Annotated in this window: 18 protein-coding genes and 1 tRNA gene; 17 read left to right on the top strand and 2 right to left on the bottom strand. The window is 61.8% G+C overall.

The genetic code is table 11. The annotated features are described in order from the left end of the window. From NKJ94_RS34490 to rpoC, 13 genes are all read left to right on the top strand, one after another. The coding region (locus NKJ94_RS34490) for an EF-Tu C-terminal domain-related protein (RefSeq protein ID WP_152536282.1) at positions 1–102 on the top strand (102 nt) is incomplete at its 5' end. A gap of 162 nt (positions 103–264) precedes the next feature. After that, the gene (locus NKJ94_RS34485) at positions 265–1,956 is read left to right on the top strand and encodes a COG3904 family protein (RefSeq protein ID WP_352531894.1); all 1,692 of its coding nucleotides are present in this window, start codon (positions 265–267) and stop codon (positions 1,954–1,956) included. Positions 1,957–2,078: 122 nt separating this feature from the next. Next, entirely contained in the window at positions 2,079–2,561 is a 483-nt protein-coding gene (locus NKJ94_RS34480) for a group II truncated hemoglobin (protein WP_352531892.1), read from the top strand. Between the two features lie 129 nt (positions 2,562–2,690). Continuing rightward, positions 2,691–3,206, top strand: a complete 516-nt coding sequence (locus NKJ94_RS34475; protein WP_352531890.1) for a hypothetical protein — start codon at positions 2,691–2,693, stop codon at positions 3,204–3,206. A 77-nt stretch (positions 3,207–3,283) separates the two neighbouring features. After that, positions 3,284–3,359 (top strand) — tRNA-Trp (locus NKJ94_RS34470). A 364-nt stretch (positions 3,360–3,723) separates the two neighbouring features. Further along, positions 3,724–3,927, top strand: coding sequence for a preprotein translocase subunit SecE (secE, locus tag NKJ94_RS34465; protein ID WP_023680439.1), 204 nt, complete (start codon positions 3,724–3,726; stop codon positions 3,925–3,927). A 27-nt stretch (positions 3,928–3,954) separates the two neighbouring features. Continuing rightward, positions 3,955–4,482, top strand: a complete 528-nt coding sequence (nusG, locus tag NKJ94_RS34460) for a transcription termination/antitermination protein NusG (protein ID WP_006333333.1) — start codon at positions 3,955–3,957, stop codon at positions 4,480–4,482. 159 nt (positions 4,483–4,641) lie between these two features. After that, positions 4,642–5,070: a 50S ribosomal protein L11 gene (gene rplK / locus NKJ94_RS34455; protein WP_023680440.1), complete on the top strand. Its 429-nt coding sequence runs from the start codon at positions 4,642–4,644 to the stop codon at positions 5,068–5,070. A gap of 4 nt (positions 5,071–5,074) precedes the next feature. Further along, positions 5,075–5,773, top strand: coding sequence for a 50S ribosomal protein L1 (gene rplA / locus NKJ94_RS34450; RefSeq protein WP_352531888.1), 699 nt, complete (start codon positions 5,075–5,077; stop codon positions 5,771–5,773). 391 nt (positions 5,774–6,164) lie between these two features. Further along, the gene (rplJ, locus tag NKJ94_RS34445; protein WP_263784050.1) at positions 6,165–6,683 is read left to right on the top strand and encodes a 50S ribosomal protein L10; all 519 of its coding nucleotides are present in this window, start codon (positions 6,165–6,167) and stop codon (positions 6,681–6,683) included. 54 nt (positions 6,684–6,737) lie between these two features. After that, positions 6,738–7,115, top strand: a complete 378-nt coding sequence (gene rplL, locus NKJ94_RS34440) for a 50S ribosomal protein L7/L12 (RefSeq protein ID WP_023680442.1) — start codon at positions 6,738–6,740, stop codon at positions 7,113–7,115. 282 nt (positions 7,116–7,397) lie between these two features. Next, entirely contained in the window at positions 7,398–11,534 is a 4,137-nt protein-coding gene (rpoB, locus tag NKJ94_RS34435; protein ID WP_352531885.1) for a DNA-directed RNA polymerase subunit beta, read from the top strand. Between the two features lie 193 nt (positions 11,535–11,727). Beyond that, complete coding sequence (rpoC, locus tag NKJ94_RS34430) at positions 11,728–15,924, top strand: DNA-directed RNA polymerase subunit beta' (RefSeq protein ID WP_352531883.1); 4,197 nt, start codon at positions 11,728–11,730, stop codon at positions 15,922–15,924. Between the two features lie 148 nt (positions 15,925–16,072). On the opposite strand, the gene NKJ94_RS34425 is transcribed toward rpoC, so the two are convergent. Together NKJ94_RS34425 and NKJ94_RS34420 are read right to left on the bottom strand one after the other, a co-directional pair. Continuing rightward, entirely contained in the window at positions 16,073–17,002 is a 930-nt protein-coding gene (locus NKJ94_RS34425) for a Gfo/Idh/MocA family protein (protein ID WP_352531881.1), read from the bottom strand. 135 nt (positions 17,003–17,137) lie between these two features. Then, positions 17,138–17,419 (bottom strand): transcriptional regulator, encoded by a 282-nt coding sequence (locus tag NKJ94_RS34420; RefSeq protein WP_023680447.1) that lies wholly within the window; start codon positions 17,417–17,419, stop codon positions 17,138–17,140. Positions 17,420–17,882: 463 nt separating this feature from the next. Between NKJ94_RS34420 and rpsL the strand changes: the two genes are divergently transcribed. From rpsL to NKJ94_RS34400, 4 genes are all read left to right on the top strand, one after another. Further along, complete coding sequence (gene rpsL / locus NKJ94_RS34415) at positions 17,883–18,254, top strand: 30S ribosomal protein S12 (protein WP_006333356.1); 372 nt, start codon at positions 17,883–17,885, stop codon at positions 18,252–18,254. Between the two features lie 70 nt (positions 18,255–18,324). After that, positions 18,325–18,795, top strand: coding sequence for a 30S ribosomal protein S7 (gene rpsG / locus NKJ94_RS34410; RefSeq protein ID WP_008875664.1), 471 nt, complete (start codon positions 18,325–18,327; stop codon positions 18,793–18,795). 30 nt (positions 18,796–18,825) lie between these two features. After that, complete coding sequence (fusA, locus tag NKJ94_RS34405; RefSeq protein ID WP_352531879.1) at positions 18,826–20,916, top strand: elongation factor G; 2,091 nt, start codon at positions 18,826–18,828, stop codon at positions 20,914–20,916. Positions 20,917–20,983: 67 nt separating this feature from the next. Continuing rightward, positions 20,984–21,086 (top strand): GTP-binding protein (locus tag NKJ94_RS34400; RefSeq protein WP_245464554.1); only part of this gene is annotated, 103 nt, incomplete at its 3' end.

The raw sequence follows: 21,086 nt of genomic DNA, 5'->3' as shown, positions 1-21,086 counted from the left end.
GAGCTGATCGTGCCGATCGCCATGGAAGAGAAGCTGCGCTTCGCCATCCGTGAAGGCGGCCGCACCGTCGGTGCCGGCATCGTCGTCACCATCAAAGAGTAATCGTCGCCGGCGTTGCCGGTCGAGATCGGATGCGAAAGGGCGGTCTTCGGGCCGCCTTTTTGATTCTGAGTTTCTCGTAATAGATTAACCGCCTTGCTTCAAATCCTGTTGCAAGCGCCTCTGCCTTAACTAGTATAGGTTGCATCGAGGGGGCTTGCCCGAATGGTTCCATGGCGCCGTTTGCATAGTCAGGCATGGTGGCTGTTAGGGCTGATCTGCCTGGTGTCGTTCCTTGTCATGGGACACGCTGCCTTCGCAGCGGATGCAAAGAAATCCACGCAGGAAAAATCCACGCCGGATCTCGGCCCGACGATGCGGTTCGTCGTCGTCCGCAGCAGCGCGCCGGGCTGCGAGCCGACCTGTCCGGAATGGATATCGGCGGAAGGCTCGATAGAGGCCGGCACGCCGGCCCTGTTCAAACGCACGCTGAAAGCGCTGGGTGGCCGAAAATTGCCGATCGTCGTCGATTCCCCCGGCGGCAATGTCGAAGCGGCGCTGACGCTCGGTCGCCTGGTCCGCAAGAACAAGCTCGATATCGCGGTCGGCAAAACCCGGTTCATCGGCTGTCAGCCAGGTGTGAAGAACTGCAAGGACAAGGACGGCAAGGCCGCCCCCTATTTCGGCAATGCCTATGCCAGCAGCGCCATCTGCAATTCCGCCTGTCCCTTAATGTTTTCCGGTGGCATCCGGCGCGTGGTCGGGGAATGGGCCTTTCTCGGCGTCCATCAGATCACAACGACCTATATCCGGACGAAATTGCTGTACCGCACCACCTACCGCATGGTGAAGGGCAAGAAGAAGATCCTCAGCACCAGGGTCGTCAGCCGGAAGAACGCCGGTAGCTACAAGACCTACGAGATGAACAAGCCGCTGGAGAGACGGCTGGCGGCCTATTTGAAGGAAATGGGCGTCGGCCTGGGTGTACTCGAGACCATGAAAAGCACGCCGGCCAGCGGTATCCAGCAGATCGCCCTCGACGACATGCTGCAGACGAATCTCGTCACCAGCCTGGATGCCGTCGACCTGCTGACCGCGCCTACCCTATGCAAAGCCGATCCGTTGCCCGCGAGCTGCAGAGAGCTGCCGGCGCCGGAAAATGCCGCAAAGCCGACCGGCGAAGTGGTGGCGAACGCCGCGCCTGCACTTGCAGGGCTCGAAAGCCCGCAGGTGAAAGATGTCGCGGACATGCGCTTCGTCCTGGTCCGCGGCAGCAATCCGCTCTGCAACCCCAACTGCCCCGAATGGATCTCGGCCGAAGGCACAATTACCGCTCAAACGCCCGAAAAATTGCGGCAACTGCTTGACGACATCGGTGACCGGCGCCTGCCCATCGTCATCAACTCGCCGGGAGGTGATGTGCTCGGTGCCTTGGCGGCCGGAAGGCTGATCCGCGAACGCAAGCTCGACGTCGCAGTGGCACGGACGGATTTCATTGGCTGCGAGCCGCGGCAGGCCGACTGCACGGCAGAAGACGGAGTCTACAACGGCCTGACGGTCGATGCCGGCGGCGAGTGCGGCTCGGCCTGCCCGATCATGCTCGCCGGCGGTGCCAAACGCCTCGTCGGCCCGCGTGCAAAGTTGAGCGTGCATTCGATTGGCTTGGAGCAGGGGGTCAAGACCTATCTCAAGGACATGGCGGTCGGTCCGGGATTGTTTGCTGCGATGAAATCGGTGCAATCCTCGCGCCACCGCCAGCTTGAACCCGACATGATGCTGAAGTTCGGGCTGACGACGGGGCCTGGGTCGGCGGACGAATTAACAGGTCCCGGCATCTGCAGATCGGAGCCAAGGCCGGAGAATTGCCGCGAGCTCTCCGGCGCCAAGGCTCAGGCCAGCATGCCCGTGAAATCATAGGGCGGCTAAATCGTAATTCAGGCATCATAGCTGCAGCCGACTGGCCATCGAGGCAGGTTGAGCGACGCGCGATATTTCCGCTATTGTCCGGCGCCGTGGGCTTGCCGGTAGAGGGATCGCGAATGAGCCAGGATGTCCCGACATTGTTCGAATGGGCCGGTGGCACCGAAGCGCTGAACCGGCTGACCCAGACCTTCTACGACAAGGTGTTTCGGGATCCGATCGTCGGGCCGGTGTTCAAGCACATGTCGCCGGACCATCCGGCTCACGTCGCGGCCTTCATCGGCGAGGTCTTTGGTGGACCCAAAATCTACAGCGAAAAGCATGGCGGCCATCGCGAGATGGTGATGCATCATCTCGGCAAGCATCTGACGGAGGAGCAGCGCCGGCGCTGGATCAGTCTTCTCGCCGACGCCGCCGACGAGGTCGGCCTGCCTGACGATCCCGAATTCCGCTCCGCCTTCATGGCCTATATCGAATGGGGATCGCGGCTGGCCAGGATGAATTCCAACAAGGGCCCGACCTGCGACCCCGAGACGGAACCAATGCCGGCCTGGGGTTGGGGCGTGCCCGGCGGCCCCTACAAGCCGCCTTCGGGGAACTGACTGGGCACGAATCGGTCGAAAACCCTGCCGGCCAGGAAAACGGGTGGCCATGGAGGTTTCGGTCCTCCAGGCTAACGGTTTAAAGTCGCCGTCGACTGGCGGGGCCACACTGAAAACCGGAGGCTTGCGATGGGATCGGAAGGCAAGAAAAATTCAGACAGCGCCTTTGACAGCGGCCGCGGAACTCGAAACCCGTTCGGTGTGATGGATGTCCCCAGTCCCGACGACGAGGAGGTGTCGGCGTTCGCCGCAGGTGCAAAACTGGAGGGACTTTCGAGCGATGAGAATGCCGAAGCCTGGGGCACCGAAAGGATCCGCGATCACGACGACGCGATCGAAGGAAGCTGGTCCAGCCGATGGAACGGCGGCGCCGATCCCACGATTCCGGGCGATAGCAGGGATAAATGGCGGTCTGGCCGGGGCGTGGTGAAGGTAGCGGGAGAGAGGGTCTTCCTCCTGTTCGATTGGCATCATGGCGTGCGCAAAGGACTGATCGATGCGCGGCGCGAGGGTGCGAAAGGGTGGGTTGGAAAATACATCAATCTGACCGACCCGAAAATCGTGCGTCCCTGGGTCGGCTTGATTGTCAGCAACCAGAGAATCGACGGGAAATGGCCGGGAGGACGTCTGGATTTCCGCAGATGAAGGCAGGGCAGCACACACCGCTCTTTACAGAGCGCACGGAAGCTTTTAGGAAGCGCCTGCTGCGCCGACATGCGCATACGGGCATAGCTCAGTTGGTAGAGCGGCGGTCTCCAAAACCGCAGGTCGTAGGTTCGAGCCCTGCTGCCCGTGCCATTCTTCGAATGGACAACTAAAAACGATTCTTTTGCAGCGCGGCCTTTGAAAACCGGCTTGTGACTTGCCATATGGCATAAGTTGCGGCATAAGGGCCGCATAGCCGGGACGGGACGACTGGATGGTTCCGAGGCGGCGTTTGGTCATAAAGCCGACACTTGCCACTTGCGTGGATCAAGAATCGGTTTTATGTAGACGAAACAGACACGCGACGCGTGGAGCTGGGAAGCCGGCTTTACGCGTCTGATTTGCATGGGCGAAATGATTGCGCTGATTCGGCGCGAACGCACGCTCAAGCGGCACGTCCCGGCCAGCGGGATCATCCAGGAGATCCGGCCAACGGGTCTTGAAGACAGAGCGGCATATGGCTTCGAAAACCACAAATCCTTTCACCTTTCTCCAGCAGGTTCGCGCGGAGACCGCCAAGGTCACTTGGCCGTCGCGGCGCGAAACGATGATCTCGACGGTGATGGTCCTTGTGTTCGCGGTCATCGCGATGATCTTTTTCTTTACCGCAGACGTGGCCATGGGCTTTGCGGTCGAAAAAATCCTCGGCCTCGGACAATAAGTCTGGCGATTACGGAGAAGTCTTGAAATGACCGCGCGGTGGTACATCGTCCACGCCTACTCGAACTTTGAAAAGAAGGTCGCCGAGGACATCGAGAACAAGGCCAAGCAGAAAGGCCTGTCCGCCGACATCGAGCAGATCGTGGTGCCGACCGAGAAGGTCGTCGAGATCCGCCGCGGCCGCAAGGTCGACGCCGAGCGCAAGTTCTTTCCGGGCTATGTGCTGTTGAAAGCCAATCTGACCGACGCCGTGTTCTCGCTCGTCAAGAACACGCCGAAGGTCACCGGTTTCCTGGGCGACTCCAAGCCGGTGCCGATCACCGAAGCCGAGGCCCAGCGTATCCTGAACCAGGTTCAGGAAGGCGTCGAGCGGCCGAAGCCGTCGGTGACGTTCGAGATCGGCGAAGCGATCCGCGTTTCGGATGGACCATTCGCGTCCTTCAACGGTTTCGTCCAGGAAGTGGACGAGGAGCGGGCGCGGCTCAAGGTGGAAGTTTCGATCTTCGGGCGCGCCGTGCCGGTCGATCTGGAATTCGGACAGGTCGAGAAGGGCTGATCCGAAATCCCTGCACCAGTTCGGCGGCAGGGAAGGCGGCGCGGAGATCGCGCGGCCAAAAACCGGTGGGAGGCGAATGCGGCTTTAGCCGGCCGCGCGGACCGCACCACCAGACTGCAACCGCCGGCAAGACCGGCATGAGAAAAGGCAGGAAGAGAGATGGCTAAGAAAATTGCAGGCCAGCTCAAGCTCCAGGTTTCCGCGGGATCGGCTACGCCGTCGCCCCCGATCGGCCCGGCGCTTGGTCAGCGTGGCATCAACATCATGGAGTTCTGCAAGGCGTTCAACGCGCAGACCCAGGAAATGGAAAAGGGCTCGCCGGTTCCCGTCGTCATCACCTACTACCAGGACAAGTCGTTCACCTTCGTCATGAAGACGCCGCCGGTGAGCTATTTCCTGAAGAAGGCCGCGAACCTGAAGTCGGGCTCCAAGGAGCCGGGCAAGGTCAAGGCCGGCACGATCGGCCGCGACAAGGTGCGCGCCATCGCCGAGCAGAAGATGAAGGATCTGAACGCAAACGACGTCGAGGCGGCCATGCGTATGGTCGAGGGCTCCGCCCGCTCGATGGGTCTGGAAGTGGTGGGCTGAGATCATGGCAAAGATTGCAAAGCGTGTATCGCAGACCCGCGAAGGCATCGATCCCAACAAGGCTTACGCTTTGGGTGAGGCGCTGAAGCTGCTCAAGGATCGCTCCTCGGTGAAGTTCGATGAGACCATCGAAGTCGCGATGAACCTCGGCGTCGACCCCCGCCATGCCGACCAGATGGTCCGCGGCGTGGTCAACCTGCCGAACGGCACAGGCCGCAGCGTTCGCGTCGCCGTGTTCGCGCGTGGTGACAAGGCCGAGGAGGCCAAGGCCGCCGGCGCCGACATCGTCGGAGCCGAGGATCTGGTCGACATCGTCCAGAAGGGCACGATCGACTTCGACCGCTGCATCGCCACGCCGGACATGATGCCGCTGGTCGGCCGTCTCGGCAAGGTGCTCGGTCCGCGCGGCATGATGCCGAACCCGAAGGTCGGCACCGTCACCACCGACGTTGCCGCCGCCGTCAAGGCATCGAAGGGCGGCGCGGTCGAATTCCGCGTCGAGAAGGCCGGCATCGTTCATGCCGGCGTCGGCAAGGTCTCGTTCGACGTCAAGGCGCTGGAAGAGAACGTCCGCGCCTTCACTGACGCGGTGAACAGGGCAAAGCCGGCTGGCGCCAAGGGCAACTACGTCAAGAAGGTGTCGGTCACCTCGACAATGGGCCCGGGCCTCAAGCTCGATGTCTCGACGCTGGCAGCGTCCTGATACGAACAATTGGATCGGCCGCTAAAACGCTGATCCGTGAAAGAATTCCGGGCCTCCGACCTGTCGGCGGCCCGGTGCCGGAAGTCGAAAGGCTTCCGGACATCCTGTCCGAGATTGCAGGCGGCCCCCAAGCCTTAGGTGATGTGGGCCTTAATTCATGTGGGCCTGCATGAGACGGGTGAAGACCGGACAAAGGAGCGTCAGCTCCAATGAAAGGTTCGAACCGTGTTTGCCTTTTGTCTGCGCACCGTCCGGCTTGCCGGCAGGTGTGGCGAAAGGGGGCAGGATCCTCGAGCGCCGTTCGGGAGATCCGTTACTGGATGGCCCGGCCGGCAAAAGGCAACCCGACGCCTGTCCTTCGTAGAGGGCAGGGGTCAACTGGAGATAGGCAGTGGACAGAGCGGAAAAACGCGAACTCGTCACGGGCCTGAATGATGCGTTTTCAAGCGCTGGTTCAGTCGTCGTGGCCCACTACGCCGGTATCACCGTCGCGCAAATGAACGACCTTCGGTCGAAAATGCGCGCCGCCGGTGGCACCGTCAAAGTCGCGAAGAACCGTCTCGCCAAAATCGCTCTTCAGGGCACGGACTCCGCATCGATCATCGATCTGTTCAAGGGACAGACGCTGATCGCCTATTCGGAGGATCCGATTGCGGCGCCGAAGGTCGCGTCCGATTTCGCCAAGGGAAATGACAAGCTCGTCATTCTCGGCGGCGCAATGGGCACCACCTCGCTCAACGCCGACGGTGTGAAGGCACTCGCCACACTCCCGTCGCTCGATGAGCTGCGCGCCAGGCTGGTTGGCATGATCGCCACGCCGGCAACCCGGATCGCCCAGATCGTCAATGCGCCTGCGGCTTCGGTCGCGCGCGTCATCGGCGCTTACGCCCGGAAGGACGAGGCGGCATGAGGCCGTTCCTCGCTATCACAAACACACGTTCGAACCTTATGAAGGAACATTGCAATGGCTGATCTGGCAAAGATCGTAGACGACCTTTCGAAGCTGACCGTCCTCGAGGCGGCCGAGCTGTCGAAGCTTCTTGAAGAAAAGTGGGGCGTTTCCGCCGCTGCTCCGGTGGCGGTAGCCGCTGCCGGCGGCGCTGCGGCCGCTGCTGCTCCGGTCGAGGAAAAGACGGAATTCGACGTCGTTCTCACCGAGGCAGGCGCTCAGAAGATCAACGTCATCAAGGAAGTTCGCGCCATCACCGGTCTTGGCCTCAAGGAAGCCAAGGACCTGGTCGAGGCGGCTCCGAAGCCGGTCAAGGAAGCCGTTTCCAAGGCCGACGCGGACAAGTTCAAGGCCCAGCTGGAAGCAGCCGGCGCCAAGGTCGAACTGAAGTAAGCGTTGAGTACCGGCGGGCGGCGTCGCGCCGTCCGCCACTCCCTTCGCGCGAAGGGAGGTTGCGTAGCGCGAAGAGTGCGAAAACCTCTTTCCTGAGGGCCGCAAACCGGCCTTCAGGAAACGGGTTTTCTCCCGTTTCTGGCCCACCGCCAATTGGCGGCGGGTGAAAAGACAAGAAGCCGCCGACAGGCGGCGGGCAACAAGACAGGGCCGCCGAGGTGGCTCGAGATGCAAGGCGAGCCGCGGCGAGGCTCGTCCCGAGAATTGAGCTAAGGAGCGACGATGGCCCAGACCCAGACTTTCAATGGCCGCAGACGCGTACGCAAGTTTTTCGGAAAGATCCCGGAAGTTGCGGAGATGCCGAACCTGATCGAGGTTCAGAAGGCATCCTATGACCAGTTCCTGATGGTGGAGGAGCCCAAGGGTGGGCGTCCTGACGAGGGACTGCAGGCAGTTTTCAAGTCGGTTTTCCCGATTCAGGATTTTTCCGGCTCCTCGATGCTGGAGTTTGTGAAATACGAGTTCGAAGGACCGAAATTCGACGTCGACGAATGCCGTCAGCGCGACCTGACCTATGCAGCGCCGCTCAAGGTGACGCTGCGCCTCATCGTGTTCGATATCGACGAGGATACCGGCGCGAAGTCCATCAAGGACATCAAGGAGCAGGACGTCTACATGGGCGACATGCCGCTCATGACCTTGAACGGCACCTTCATCGTCAATGGTACCGAGCGCGTCATCGTCTCGCAGATGCACCGTTCACCGGGCGTCTTCTTCGACCATGACAAGGGCAAGTCGCACTCGTCCGGCAAGCTTCTGTTTGCCGCGCGCGTCATTCCCTATCGCGGCTCGTGGCTCGACATCGAATTCGATAGCAAGGACGTCGTGCACGCCCGCATCGACCGTCGCCGCAAGATTCCGGTGACGTCGCTGCTGATGGCGCTTGGCATGGACGGCGAAGAGATCCTGTCGACCTTCTACAACAAGATCACCTACAAGCGCGCCGGCGACCATTGGCGCATCCCGTTCAACGTCGAGCGTTTCCGCGGCCTCAAGGCCGTTGGTGACCTGGTTGACGCCGACACCGGCGAGGTCGTCGTCGAGGCCGGCAAGAAGATCACTGCCCGCCAGGCCAGGGCGCTTGGCGAAAAGGGTCTCAAGGCGATCAAGGCGACCGACGAGGATCTGCTCGGCAACTATCTTGCCGAGGACATCGTCAACTATGGCACCGGCGAGATTTTCCTCGAAGCCGGCGACGAGATCGACGAAAAGACGCTGAAAGTGCTTCTCGGCACTGGCGATGACGAGATCAAAGTTCTCGACATCGACCACGTCAATGTCGGCGCTTATATCCGCAACACGCTCAACGTCGACAAGAACGAGAGCCGCCAGGACGCACTGTTCGATATCTACCGCGTCATGCGCCCGGGTGAGCCGCCGACGCTCGAGACCGCCGAAGCCATGTTCAACTCGCTGTTCTTCGACAGCGAGCGCTACGATCTGTCGGCCGTCGGCCGCGTCAAGATGAACATGCGCCTGGAGCTCAAGGCCGAGGACACCGTGCGCGTGCTGCGCAAGGACGACATCCTGGCCGTGGTCAGAACGCTGGTCGAACTGCGCGACGGCAAGGGCGAGATCGACGACATCGACAATCTCGGCAATCGCCGCGTGCGCTCGGTCGGCGAGCTGATGGAGAACCAGTACCGCGTCGGGCTGCTGCGCATGGAGCGCGCGATCAAGGAACGCATGTCCTCGATCGAGATCGACACGGTGATGCCGCAGGACCTGATCAACGCCAAGCCGGCGGCTGCCGCCGTGCGCGAGTTCTTCGGTTCCTCGCAGCTGTCGCAGTTCATGGATCAGACCAATCCGCTGTCGGAGATCACCCACAAGCGCCGTCTTTCGGCGCTTGGACCGGGCGGTCTGACCCGCGAGCGTGCCGGTTTCGAGGTGCGCGACGTGCACCCGACACATTACGGCCGCATCTGCCCGATCGAGACGCCGGAAGGCCCGAATATCGGCCTGATCAACTCGCTGGCGACCTTCGCGCGCGTCAACAAATACGGCTTCATCGAGAGCCCGTACCGCAAGATCGTCAACGGCAAGCTGACCAATGAGGTCGTCTATCTGTCGGCTATGGAAGAGGCCAAGCACCACGTCGCGCAGGCCAATGCCGAGCTCGACAAGGATGGTCATTTCGTCGACGAATTCGTCATTTGCCGCAACGCCGGCGAAGTGATGATGGCGCCGCGCGAAAACGTCGATCTGATGGACGTGTCGCCGAAGCAGATGGTGTCGGTGGCCGCGGCCCTGATCCCGTTCCTCGAGAACGACGACGCCAACCGCGCGCTGATGGGCTCGAACATGCAGCGTCAGGCCGTGCCGCTGGTGCGCGCCGAAGCGCCGTTCGTCGGCACCGGCATGGAGCCGATCGTCGCCCGTGACTCGGGCGCCGCCATCGGCGCCCGCCGCGGCGGCATCGTCGACCAGGTGGACGCGACGCGTATCGTCATCCGCGCCACGGAAGATCTCGATCCCGGCAAGTCCGGCGTCGACATCTACCGGCTGATGAAGTTCCAGCGTTCGAACCAGAACACCTGCATCAACCAGCGTCCGCTGGTGCGCATGGGCGACCTGGTCAACAAGGGCGACATCATCGCCGACGGTCCGTCGACGGAGCTCGGCGATCTGGCGCTCGGCCGCAACGTGCTGGTCGCGTTCATGCCGTGGAACGGCTACAACTACGAGGACTCCATCCTCTTGTCCGAGCGCATCGTCGCCGATGACGTCTTCACCTCGATCCACATCGAGGAGTTCGAAGTCATGGCCCGCGATACCAAGCTCGGGCCGGAGGAGATCACGCGCGACATCCCGAACGTCTCGGAAGAAGCGCTGAAGAACCTCGACGAAGCTGGCATCGTCTATATCGGTGCGGAAGTGCAGCCGGGCGACATCCTGGTCGGCAAGATCACGCCTAAGGGCGAAAGCCCGATGACGCCGGAAGAAAAGCTGCTGCGCGCCATCTTCGGTGAAAAAGCCTCGGACGTGCGCGACACCTCTATGCGCATGCCTCCGGGAACCTTCGGCACCGTCGTCGAAGTGCGTGTCTTCAACCGCCACGGCGTCGAGAAGGACGAGCGCGCCATGGCGATCGAGCGCGAGGAGATCGAACGCCTCGCCAAGGACCGCGACGACGAGCAGGCGATTCTCGACCGCAACGTCTATTCGCGCCTGTCCGACGTTCTCGTCGGCAAGGAAGCGATTGCCGGGCCGAAGGGTTTCAAGAAGGGCTCGAAGCTGTCGAAGGACATGCTCGACGAGTATCCGCGTTCGCAGTGGTGGCAGTTTGCTGTGGAGAACGAAAAGCTCCAGAGCGAACTGGAAGCCTTGCGTGGCCAGTACGACGATTCCAAGAAGGCGCTCGAGCAGCGCTTCATGGACAAGGTCGAGAAGGTGCAGCGCGGCGACGAGATGCCTCCGGGCGTCATGAAGATGGTCAAGGTCTTCGTGGCCGTGAAGCGCAAGATGCAGCCCGGCGACAAGATGGCCGGCCGGCACGGCAACAAGGGTGTCGTGTCGCGGATCGTTCCGGTCGAGGACATGCCTTTCCTCGAGGACGGCACGCATGCCGATATCGTGCTCAACCCGCTGGGTGTGCCGAGCCGCATGAATGTCGGCCAGATTCTGGAAACGCATCTGGGCTGGGCTTGCGCCGGAATGGGCAAGAAGATCGGCGATCTGATCGATGCGTACAAGACGGCGGGCGACATCAAGCCGCTGCGCAAGACGCTCGAGAGCTTCATGCCGGCCAACGACCGCAACGAGCCGATCCGCGAATATGACGACGAGAGCATCGTTCGCCTCAGCGAGCAGATGCGCCGCGGCGTCTCCATCGCGACACCGGTGTTCGACGGCGCGCACGAGGCCGACATCAACATCATGCTGGAGCAGGCGGGCCTGCACACCAGCGGTCAGTCGCAGCTCTATGACGGACGCACCGGCGAGCCGTTCGATCGCAAAGTGACGATGGGCTACATATATATGCTCAAGCTTCACCACCTTGTGGACGATAAGATCCACGCGCGTTCGATCGGTCCGTACTCGCTTGTTACCCAGCAGCCGCTGGGCGGCAAGGCGCAGTTCGGTGGCCAGCGCTTCGGCGAGATGGAGGTCTGGGCGCTCGAAGCGTACGGCGCCGCCTACACGCTGCAGGAGATGCTGACGGTGAAGTCGGATGACGTCGCCGGACGCACCAAGGTCTACGAGGCGATCGTCAGAGGCGACGACACCTTTGAGGCCGGCATTCCCGAGAGCTTCAACGTTCTCGTCAAGGAAATGCGGTCTCTCGGCCTCAATGTCGAGCTGGAGAACACCAAGCTCGACGACAACCCGATCCGGCTGCCCGACGCGGCCGAATAAGCAAGACGCTCGGTCGCGGGAGAGGGCTCTCGCGACCGGACGCCGAGCATGATCCCGAAAAGTGGTTACCGGTTTTCGGCCAAGATCATGCACAAACAAGAGAGTTTCTTCGGCCGATGGCCGATCAAGTCGGCGGGCGTTTGGCCCGCGCTAGATGCAAGGGGTTTTCGAGGACCCCGAAAAGGAGAACGGCATGAACCAAGAGGTCATGAATCTCTTCAACCCCCAGGCGCCCGCGCAGGTGTTCGATTCCATCCGGATCTCGCTTGCCAGCCCTGAGAAGATTCTGTCCTGGTCGTTCGGCGAGATCAAGAAGCCGGAGACCATCAACTACCGCACCTTCAAGCCGGAGCGTGACGGCCTGTTCTGCGCGCGCATTTTTGGTCCGATCAAGGACTATGAGTGCCTGTGCGGCAAGTACAAGCGCATGAAGTACAAGGGCGTCATCTGCGAGAAGTGCGGCGTCGAAGTCACACTGTCGCGCGTCCGCCGCGAGCGCATGGGCCATATCGAGCTGGCGGCACCGGTCGCCCACATCTGGTTCCTGAAGTCGCTGCCGTCGCGCATAGGCACGTTGCTCGACATGACGCTGAAGGACATCGAGCGCGTCCTCTACTTCGAGAACTACATCGTCACCGAACCCGGCCTCACCGCGCTAAAGGAGCACCAGCTGCTCAGCGAGGAAGAGTACATGATGGCCGTCGACGAATATGGCGAGGATAGCTTCACCGCCATGATCGGCGCCGAGGCGATCCACGATCTTCTGGCCGGCATGGACCTCGAGAAGATCGCCGGCGATTTGCGCTCGGAGTTGGCTTCGACCACCTCCGAGCTCAAGCAGAATAAGTATCTGAAGCGGCTCAAGGTCGTCGAGAACTTCATGGAATCCGGCAACCGTCCGGAATGGATGATCATGAAAGTGGTTCCGGTGATCCCGCCGGACCTGCGTCCGCTTGTCCCGCTGGACGGCGGCCGTTTCGCCACGTCGGATCTGAACGATCTCTATCGCCGCGTCATCAACCGCAACAACCGCCTGAAGCGGCTGATCGAGTTGCGCGCGCCCGGCATCATCGTGCGCAATGAAAAGCGCATGCTGCAGGAAGCCGTCGATGCACTGTTCGACAACGGCCGTCGCGGCCGCGTCATAACCGGCGCCAACAAGCGTCCGCTGAAGTCGCTGTCCGATATGCTGAAGGGTAAGCAGGGCCGGTTCCGCCAGAACCTGCTCGGCAAGCGCGTCGACTATTCCGGCCGCTCGGTCATCGTCACCGGTCCGGAGCTCAAGCTGCACCAGTGCGGCCTGCCGAAGAAGATGGCGCTCGAGCTGTTCAAGCCGTTCATCTACGCCCGTCTCGACGCCAAGGGTTACTCCTCGACCGTCAAGCAGGCGAAGAAGCTGGTCGAGAAGGAGCGTCCGGAGGTCTGGGATATCCTCGACGAGGTCATCCGCGAGCATCCGGTGCTGCTGAACCGCGCGCCGACGCTGCACCGCCTCGGCATCCAGGCGTTCGAGCCGATCCTGATCGAAGGCAAGGCGATCCAGCTTCACCCGCTGGTCTGCACGGCCTTCAACGCCGACTTCGACGGCGACCAGATGGCGGTCCACGTGCCGCTGTCGCTGGAAGCGCAGCTTGAAGCTCGCGTGCTGATGATGTCGACCAACAACATCCTGCACCCGGCTTCCGGCGCGCCGATCATCGTCCCGTCGCAGGACATGGTTCTCGGTCTCTACTATCTCTCGATCGTCAACCAGAACGAGCCGGGCGAGGGCATGGTGTTTGCCGATATGGGCGAGCTCCAGCACGCGCTCGAGACCAAGGCGGTGACGCTGCATTCCAAGATCAAGGGGCGCTTCCGCACGGTCGACGCCGACGGCAAGGTCGTATCGAAGATCCACGACACCACGCCTGGCCGCATGATCATCGGCGAGCTTCTGCCCAAGAACGTCAACGTGCCGTACGAGACCGCCAACCAGGAGATGACCAAGAAGAACATCTCCAAGATGATCGACACCGTCTACCGCCATTGCGGTCAGAAGGAGACGGTCATTTTCTGCGATCGCATCATGGCTCTCGGCTTCAGCCACGCCTGCCGTGCCGGCATTTCGTTCGGCAAGGACGACATGCTGATCCCGGACGCCAAGATCAAGCTGGTGTCCGACACCGAGGCTTTGGCCAAGGAATACGAGCAGCAGTACAATGACGGCCTGATCACGCAGGGCGAGAAGTACAACAAGGTCGTCGACGCCTGGGCCAAGTGCTCGGAAAAGGTCGCCGACGAAATGATGGCCCGCATCAAGGCGGTCGAGTTCGAGGACAACGGCCGTCAGAAGCCGATGAACTCGATCTACATGATGTCGCACTCCGGTGCGCGCGGCTCGCCCACCCAGATGCGCCAGCTCGCCGGCATGCGCGGCCTGATGGCCAAGCCTAGTGGTGAAATCATCGAGACGCCGATCATCTCGAACTTCAAGGAAGGCCTCACCGTGCTCGAGTACTTCAACTCGACTCACGGCGCCCGCAAGGGTCTGGCCGACACCGCCTTGAAGACGGCGAACTCGGGTTACCTGACGCGTCGTCTTGTCGACGTGGCGCAGGACTGCATCGTCAACTCGCTCGACTGCGGCACCGACAAGGGCCTCACCATGCAGCCGATCGTCGATGCCGGTCAGGTCGTCGCCTCGGTGGGCCAGCGCGTTCTCGGCCGCACCTCGCTCGACGACATCACCCACCCGGTCACCGGCGAGGTTCTGGTCAAGGCCGGAACGCTGATGGACGAGCGTGACGTGGAACAGATCGAAAAGGCCGGCGTACAGTCGGTCCGCATCCGTTCGGCACTGACCTGCGAGGTCAGGGTCGGTGTCTGCGCGGTCTGCTACGGACGCGATCTGGCCCGCGGCACTCCCGTCAACCAGGGCGAGGCTGTCGGCGTCATCGCGGCGCAGTCGATCGGCGAGCCGGGCACCCAGCTCACCATGCGTACCTTCCACATGGGCGGCACGGCGCAGGTGGTGGACTCTTCGTTCCTTGAAGCCTCCTATGAGGGCAAGGTCGAGATCCGCAACCGCAACGTGGTGCGCAACTCCGACGGCCAGCAGATGGTCATGGGCCGCAACATGGCGGTGCTGATCCTCGACGAGGCCGGCAAGGAACGCGCCACGCACCGCGTCACCTACGGTTCGCGCATCTTCGTCGACGATGGCGACAAGGTGAAGCGCGGCCAGCGTATCGCCGAGTGGGATCCTTATACCCGCCCGATCCTCACCGAAATCGAGGGCAGGGTGGCGTTCGAGGATCTGGTCGATGGCATTTCCGTTCAGGAAACCGCCGACGAATCGACCGGCATCACTAAGCGCGAGGTCATCGATTGGCGTTCGACGCCACGCGGCAACGATCTCAAGCCGGCGATCGTCGTCCAGGATGCCAAGGGCAAGGTCGGCAAGCTGTCGAAGGGCGGTGACGCCCGCTTCCTGCTCTCGGTCGAGGCCATTCTTTCGGTCGAGCCGGGCGCGCAGGTTCGCCCCGGCGACGTGCTGGCGCGTATTCCGATGGAAAGCGCCAAGACCAAGGACATCACCGGCGGTCTGCCGCGTGTTGCCGAGCTGTTCGAGGCACGCCGTCCGAAGGATCACGCCATCATCGCCGAGATCGATGGCACGATCCGCTTCGGTCGCGACTACAAGAACAAGCGCCGTATAATCATCGAGCCGCATGACTCGACGCTTGAGCCGGTCGAATACTTGATCCCGAAGGGCAAGCCGTTCCATCTCCAGGACGGCGACGTCATCGAGAAGGGCGACTACATCCTCGACGGCAATCCGGCGCCGCACGACATCCTGGCGATCAAGGGCGTGGAGGCGCTTGCCTCCTACCTCGTCAACGAAATCCAGGAGGTCTACCGACTGCAGGGCGTGTCGATCAACGACAAGCACATCGAGGTGATCGTTCGCCAGATGCTGCAGAAGGTTGAGATCACCACGCAGGGCGATTCGACCTACATTCCGGGCGACCACGTCGACGTGATCGAACTGGAAGAGGTCAACGAGCGCCTGGTCGAGGAGGGCAAGAAGCCGGCCGAAGGCCAGCCGGTGCTGCTCGGCATCACCAAGGCCTCGCTGCAGACGCCGTCCTTCATCTCGGCCGCCTCCTTCCAGGAGACGACGAGGGTGCTGACCGAAGCTGCGGTTGCCGGCAAGACTGACATGCTGCAGGGGCTGAAGGAAAACGTCATAGTCGGCCGGCTTATCCCGGCCGGTACCGGCGGCACGATGAGCGCGATCCGGCGCATCGCCACCTCGCGCGACGAGCTGATCATCGACGAGCGCCGCAAGGCGTCGGGCGTCGAGGTCGCCGAGCCGATGCTGACCGACATGGTTAACGCCGCGCAGTAAGCGCGACGGTACACATCTCAGGCAACAAAGCCGTCGGGGCAACCCGGCGGCTTTTTTTGTTTTTGCGTGAAAGACTCGTCGTCAGGCGTGGTGCGGCGCATCGCTTCCAAGGTGATCTGGTGAAGGACAGCCTCGCCACGTACTTAGGTTAGTCGAAAAACGCTTCCACCACATTGCGCTTGCGGAGCATGAAGGCGTCGGCGACATGCTGGAGGGGTGCCAGATCGACATCGGAAACCCCGGCGCGCACGATTTCGGCGAAACGCCTGTAGAGCATCGGGTATTCCGCTTCCGGCTCCTCGTGAACGATGCGACCGTCGATGGCGAGCTTTGAGCCTCCGCCGGACAGCACCATCGATCCTGCCTCGGTATCGGCCAGGATGTCCCAGCTTTGCGGGCCGGTCTGGCGCCAGTCGAGTTCCATCGTCACCGGCAGACCGTTCGAAGTGCGGAAGGCGATATGGGCGGCGATCGGGGCCGCGCGGTTTTCGGGAAAATCGAGCTCTGCCGAGCTGATGAACATTGGCGGCAGGATATGCGTGGCGATCGACAGCGCGTTGATGCCGGGATCGAAGACGCCAAAGCCGCCGGCAGCCCAAATCCATTCCTGGTTCGGATGCCAGCGGCGCACATCTTCCTTCCAGTTGATGGCGGCCGACCTGATCCGGGTCGAACCGAGGAATGCACGGGCTGCCTCCACAGCCGGTGCATAGCGTGAATGCCAGCTGGCGAACAGGCAGACGCCGTTCGCTGCCGCCAGCGCCTTCAGGTCTTCGACCTCGCTGACCGTGGCGCCGGGCGGCTTTTCCAGGAAGACATGCTTTTTCGCCACCAGCGCCGTGCGCGCGGCGTCATAGCGAAACTGCGGCGGCATGCACAGCGACACCGCCTCGAGTTGCGGCATCGCGTCGAGCATCGCATCGATCGTCGGGAAGTTCGGGATGTCTTCCACTTTGCCATGCCGGCTGGCTGCAGCAACCAGGCGATAATCACGGTCCTTCGCCAGGGCCGGCAGGTGCTGGTCGCGGACGATCTTTCCCACGCCGACGATGCCGAGCTTGATGGGATTAGAGGACATGGGGACTCCGCAGGTTGAGTGTGCTTGGTTTGCCAGAGGTCGTTTATTAGCAGAGAACTTGTGCCGGGCAAGCTGCGTGGGGCCGACCTTGCATCCGAGGCGACAAGCATTCGAGCCGGTCAGATCGGCCCACCTTCAAATCGGCACATCAAACGTAACGATCGACACTTCGCCTTCAAGCGCGCCCTGATAGGCGGACAGATGCGGCTCCTCGTCGGGCACGCCGTCCATGTCGCCGATCTGGTCGAGCTCGGCCTCGGCATAACCTTCGGCGGCGAGCGATTCGAGAGCGCGGCGTACCGCCGAATCGTCGTCGGGCGCGACCAGCATCACATGCACGCCTTCCGGCTTGCCGCCTTTGCGCTTCCACACCCGGCCAGTGATAATGGTGACCGGGCGCTCCTCATTGTCATTCACGGGTTCGTACCTCCGGGCGAGGGGGTTTTGGCTGTTCATGCGGCCTTTTCGCACGAAGCACGGCCCGGAAACAGCCGGAAGCCGGTCACTTTCTGCCTTCTTTCTTGAAAAACGGCGAAAGAAAATTACATGCATTTTTCGCATGGCTGCCAAGCCTCGGTTTCAGCGCAATATTTGACCCTCCGGGGTTGACGGACAGTGGCCATACGAGTAGAAGCCGCCCAGTCAGAACCGATGTGAGGCTCTTGCTTCCGAAGCGACACGCTTTGGAGTTTGCCTCAAACAGGGTTCGTTTTACGAGCGAAAAGACATTTCCGGCGTGCATGAAGCGGCTTCCGCTTCCTCTGCCATTTGTTCGGGCAAGACCGCGAGGCGCGGTTTGTGGCCCGAATTTGCGTATGGAAATGACGCTTTGAGCGGCCCTGACCGGGCCAGACACGGAATTGAGAGACAAGAGGGTTTAATGCCTACCGTCAACCAGCTGATCCGCAAGCCGCGCATTGCGCCGGTGAAGCGCAACAAGGTCCCGGCCATGCAGCAGAACCCGCAGAAGCGGGGCGTCTGCACGCGCGTCTACACCACGACGCCGAAGAAGCCGAACTCGGCGCTGCGCAAGGTGGCCAAGATCCGCCTGACCAATGGTTTTGAAGTGATCGGTTACATCCCCGGCGAAGGCCACAACCTTCAGGAACACTCGGTGGTGATGATCCGCGGCGGCCGCGTCAAGGATCTTCCGGGCGTGCGTTACCACATCATCCGCGGCGTGCTCGACACGCAAGGCGTGAAGAACCGCAAGCAGCGCCGTTCGAAATACGGCGCCAAGCGTCCGAAGTGACCGAAGCGTAGCTACCCGGATCCGCCAAGCGGCGATCCAGGCCACCACGCAGAATTGAGGCAGAGAAAAAATGTCCCGTCGTCACAGTGCAGAAAAGCGTGAGATCAATCCGGACCCGAAGTTCGGCGATCTGATCGTCACCAAGTTCATGAACGCCGTCATGTATGACGGCAAGAAGTCCGTTGCCGAGACCATCGTCTACGGCGCGCTCGACCAGGTCCAGTCCAAGACCAAGCAGGAGCCGGTCACCGTCTTCCATCAGGCGCTCGACAATGTCGCGCCGCATGTAGAAGTGCGTTCGCGGCGCGTCGGCGGCGCCACCTACCAGGTTCCGGTCGACGTGCGCCCCGAGCGTCGTCAGGCATTGGCCATCCGTTGGCTGATCGCCGCCGCCCGCAACCGCAACGAGACCACCATGGTCGACCGCCTCTCCGGCGAGCTGATGGACGCGGCCAACAACCGCGGCACCGCCGTCAAGAAGCGTGAAGACACCCACAAGATGGCAGAAGCCAACCGCGCTTTCGCGCATTACCGCTGGTAAAGCGCGAACGAGACTGAAGAGGCACCTCCCATGGCCCGCGAATATAAAATCGAAGACTACCGCAATTTCGGTATCATGGCGCATATCGACGCCGGCAAGACGACGACCACCGAGCGCGTCCTCTATTACACGGGCAAGTCGCACAAGATCGGCGAAGTCCATGACGGCGCTGCGACCATGGACTGGATGGAGCAGGAGCAGGAGCGCGGCATCACCATCACGTCGGCTGCGACCACGACCTTCTGGAAGGGTCGCAGCGGCAAGATGTACCGCTTCAACATCATCGACACCCCCGGCCACGTCGACTTCACCATCGAGGTCGAGCGTTCGCTGCGCGTGCTTGACGGCGCCATCGCGCTGCTCGACGCCAATGCCGGTGTCGAGCCGCAGACGGAGACCGTCTGGCGTCAGGCCGACAAGTATCGCGTCCCGCGCATGATCTTCTGCAACAAGATGGACAAGATCGGCGCCGACTTTTACCGCTCGGTCGAGATGATCGGTTCGCGCCTCGGTGCGCACGCCGTTGTCATGCAGCTGCCGATCGGCGCCGAGACCGAATTCAAGGGTGTCGTCGACCTCGTCGAGATGAATGCGCTGGTCTGGCGCGACGAGACGCTGGGCGCCGCCTGGGATGTCGTTGAGATTCCTGCCGACCTCAAGGCTCGTGCCGAAGAATACCGCGAGAAGATGATCGAGGCCGCCGTCGAAATGGACGAGACGGCGCTTGAGAATTACCTCGAAGGCAAGATGCCGAGCAACGAGGAGATCCGTGCGCTCATCCGCAAGGGCACGATCGCGGTGAAGTTCTATCCGATGTTCTGCGGCTCGGCCTTCAAAAACAAGGGCGTGCAGCCCCTGCTCGACGCCGTCGTCGAATATCTGCCGTCGCCGGCCGATGTCCCGGCCATCAAGGGCGTCGACGCCAAGACGGACGCCGAGATCGAGCGTCATGCCGACGACAACGAGCCGCTGTCGATGCTCGCCTTCAAGATCATGAACGACCCGTTCGTCGGTTCGCTCACCTTTGCCCGCATCTATTCGGGCAAGCTCACCAAGGGCATCTCGGTCGACAACACCGTGAAGGGCAAGAAAGAGCGCATCGGCCGCATGCTGCAGATGCATGCGAATTCGCGCGCGGACGTCGAAGAGGCTTTTGCCGGCGACATCGTCGCCCTGGCCGGCCTCAAGGACACGACCACCGGCGACACGCTCAGCGATCCGCTGCATCCGGTCATCCTCGAGCGCATGGAATTCCCCGATCCGGTCATCCAGATCGCTATCGAGCCGAAGACCAAGAACGACCAGGAAAAGATGGGCCTCGCCCTTCACCGCCTGGCCGCCGAGGATCCGTCCTTCCGCGTCAAGACCGACGAGGAAAGCGGCCAGACGATCATTTCCGGCATGGGCGAACTTCACCTCGACATCATTGTCGACCGCATGCGCCGCGAGTTCAAGGTCGAGGCCAATGTCGGCGCGCCGCAGGTGGCCTATCGCGAGACGATCACCCGCAAGCACGAGCAGGACTACACGCACAAGAAGCAGACCGGCGGTACCGGTCAGTTCGCCCGCGTCAAGATCCTGTTCGAGCCGAATCCGGAAAGCAGCGAATTCCAGTTCGAAACCAAGATCGTCGGCGGCGCTGTGCCGAAGGAATACATCCCCGGTGTCGAAAAGGGCATCAACAGCGTCATGACGTCGGGCCCGTTCGCCGGCTTCCCGATGATCGGCGTCAAGGCGACGCTGATCGATGGCGCCTACCACGACGTGGACTCTTCGGTTCTGGCCTTCGAAATCGCCGGCCGTGCCTGCTTCCGTGAAGCAGCGCCCAAGCTTGGCGTGCAGTTGCTCGAGCCGATCATGAAGGTCGAAGTGGTGACGCCGGAAGATTACGTCGGCAGCGTTATCGGCGATCTGAACGGCCGTCGTGGCCAGATCCAGGGCCAGGAAGCCCGCGGCGTCGCGGTGGTCATCAACGCGATGGTGCCGCTCGCCAACATGTTCAAATACGTGGACAACCTTCGGTCGATGAGCCAGGGCCGCGCGGCCTACACGATGCAGTTCGACCACTACGAGCCGGTCCCGACCGCGGTCGCCCAGGAAGTCCAGAAGAAATACGCGTAACTCGAAACGAGTTGCACCAGTAACTTAATTCAAGGCCCGCACGGGCTGGCAGGAATGGAGACATCACATGGCAAAAGGTAAATTCGAGCGCACTAAGCCTCATGTGAACATTGGCACGATTGGTCACGTTGACCATGGCAAGACGTCGCTGACGGCGGCGATCACCAAGT

The organism is Mesorhizobium sp. M0060 (genome assembly GCF_040323155.1).
Lineage (GTDB): Bacteria > Pseudomonadota > Alphaproteobacteria > Rhizobiales > Rhizobiaceae > Mesorhizobium.
Note: the sequence above shows the minus strand (reverse complement) of the source record. Positions and strands in the feature narration are given on the sequence as shown.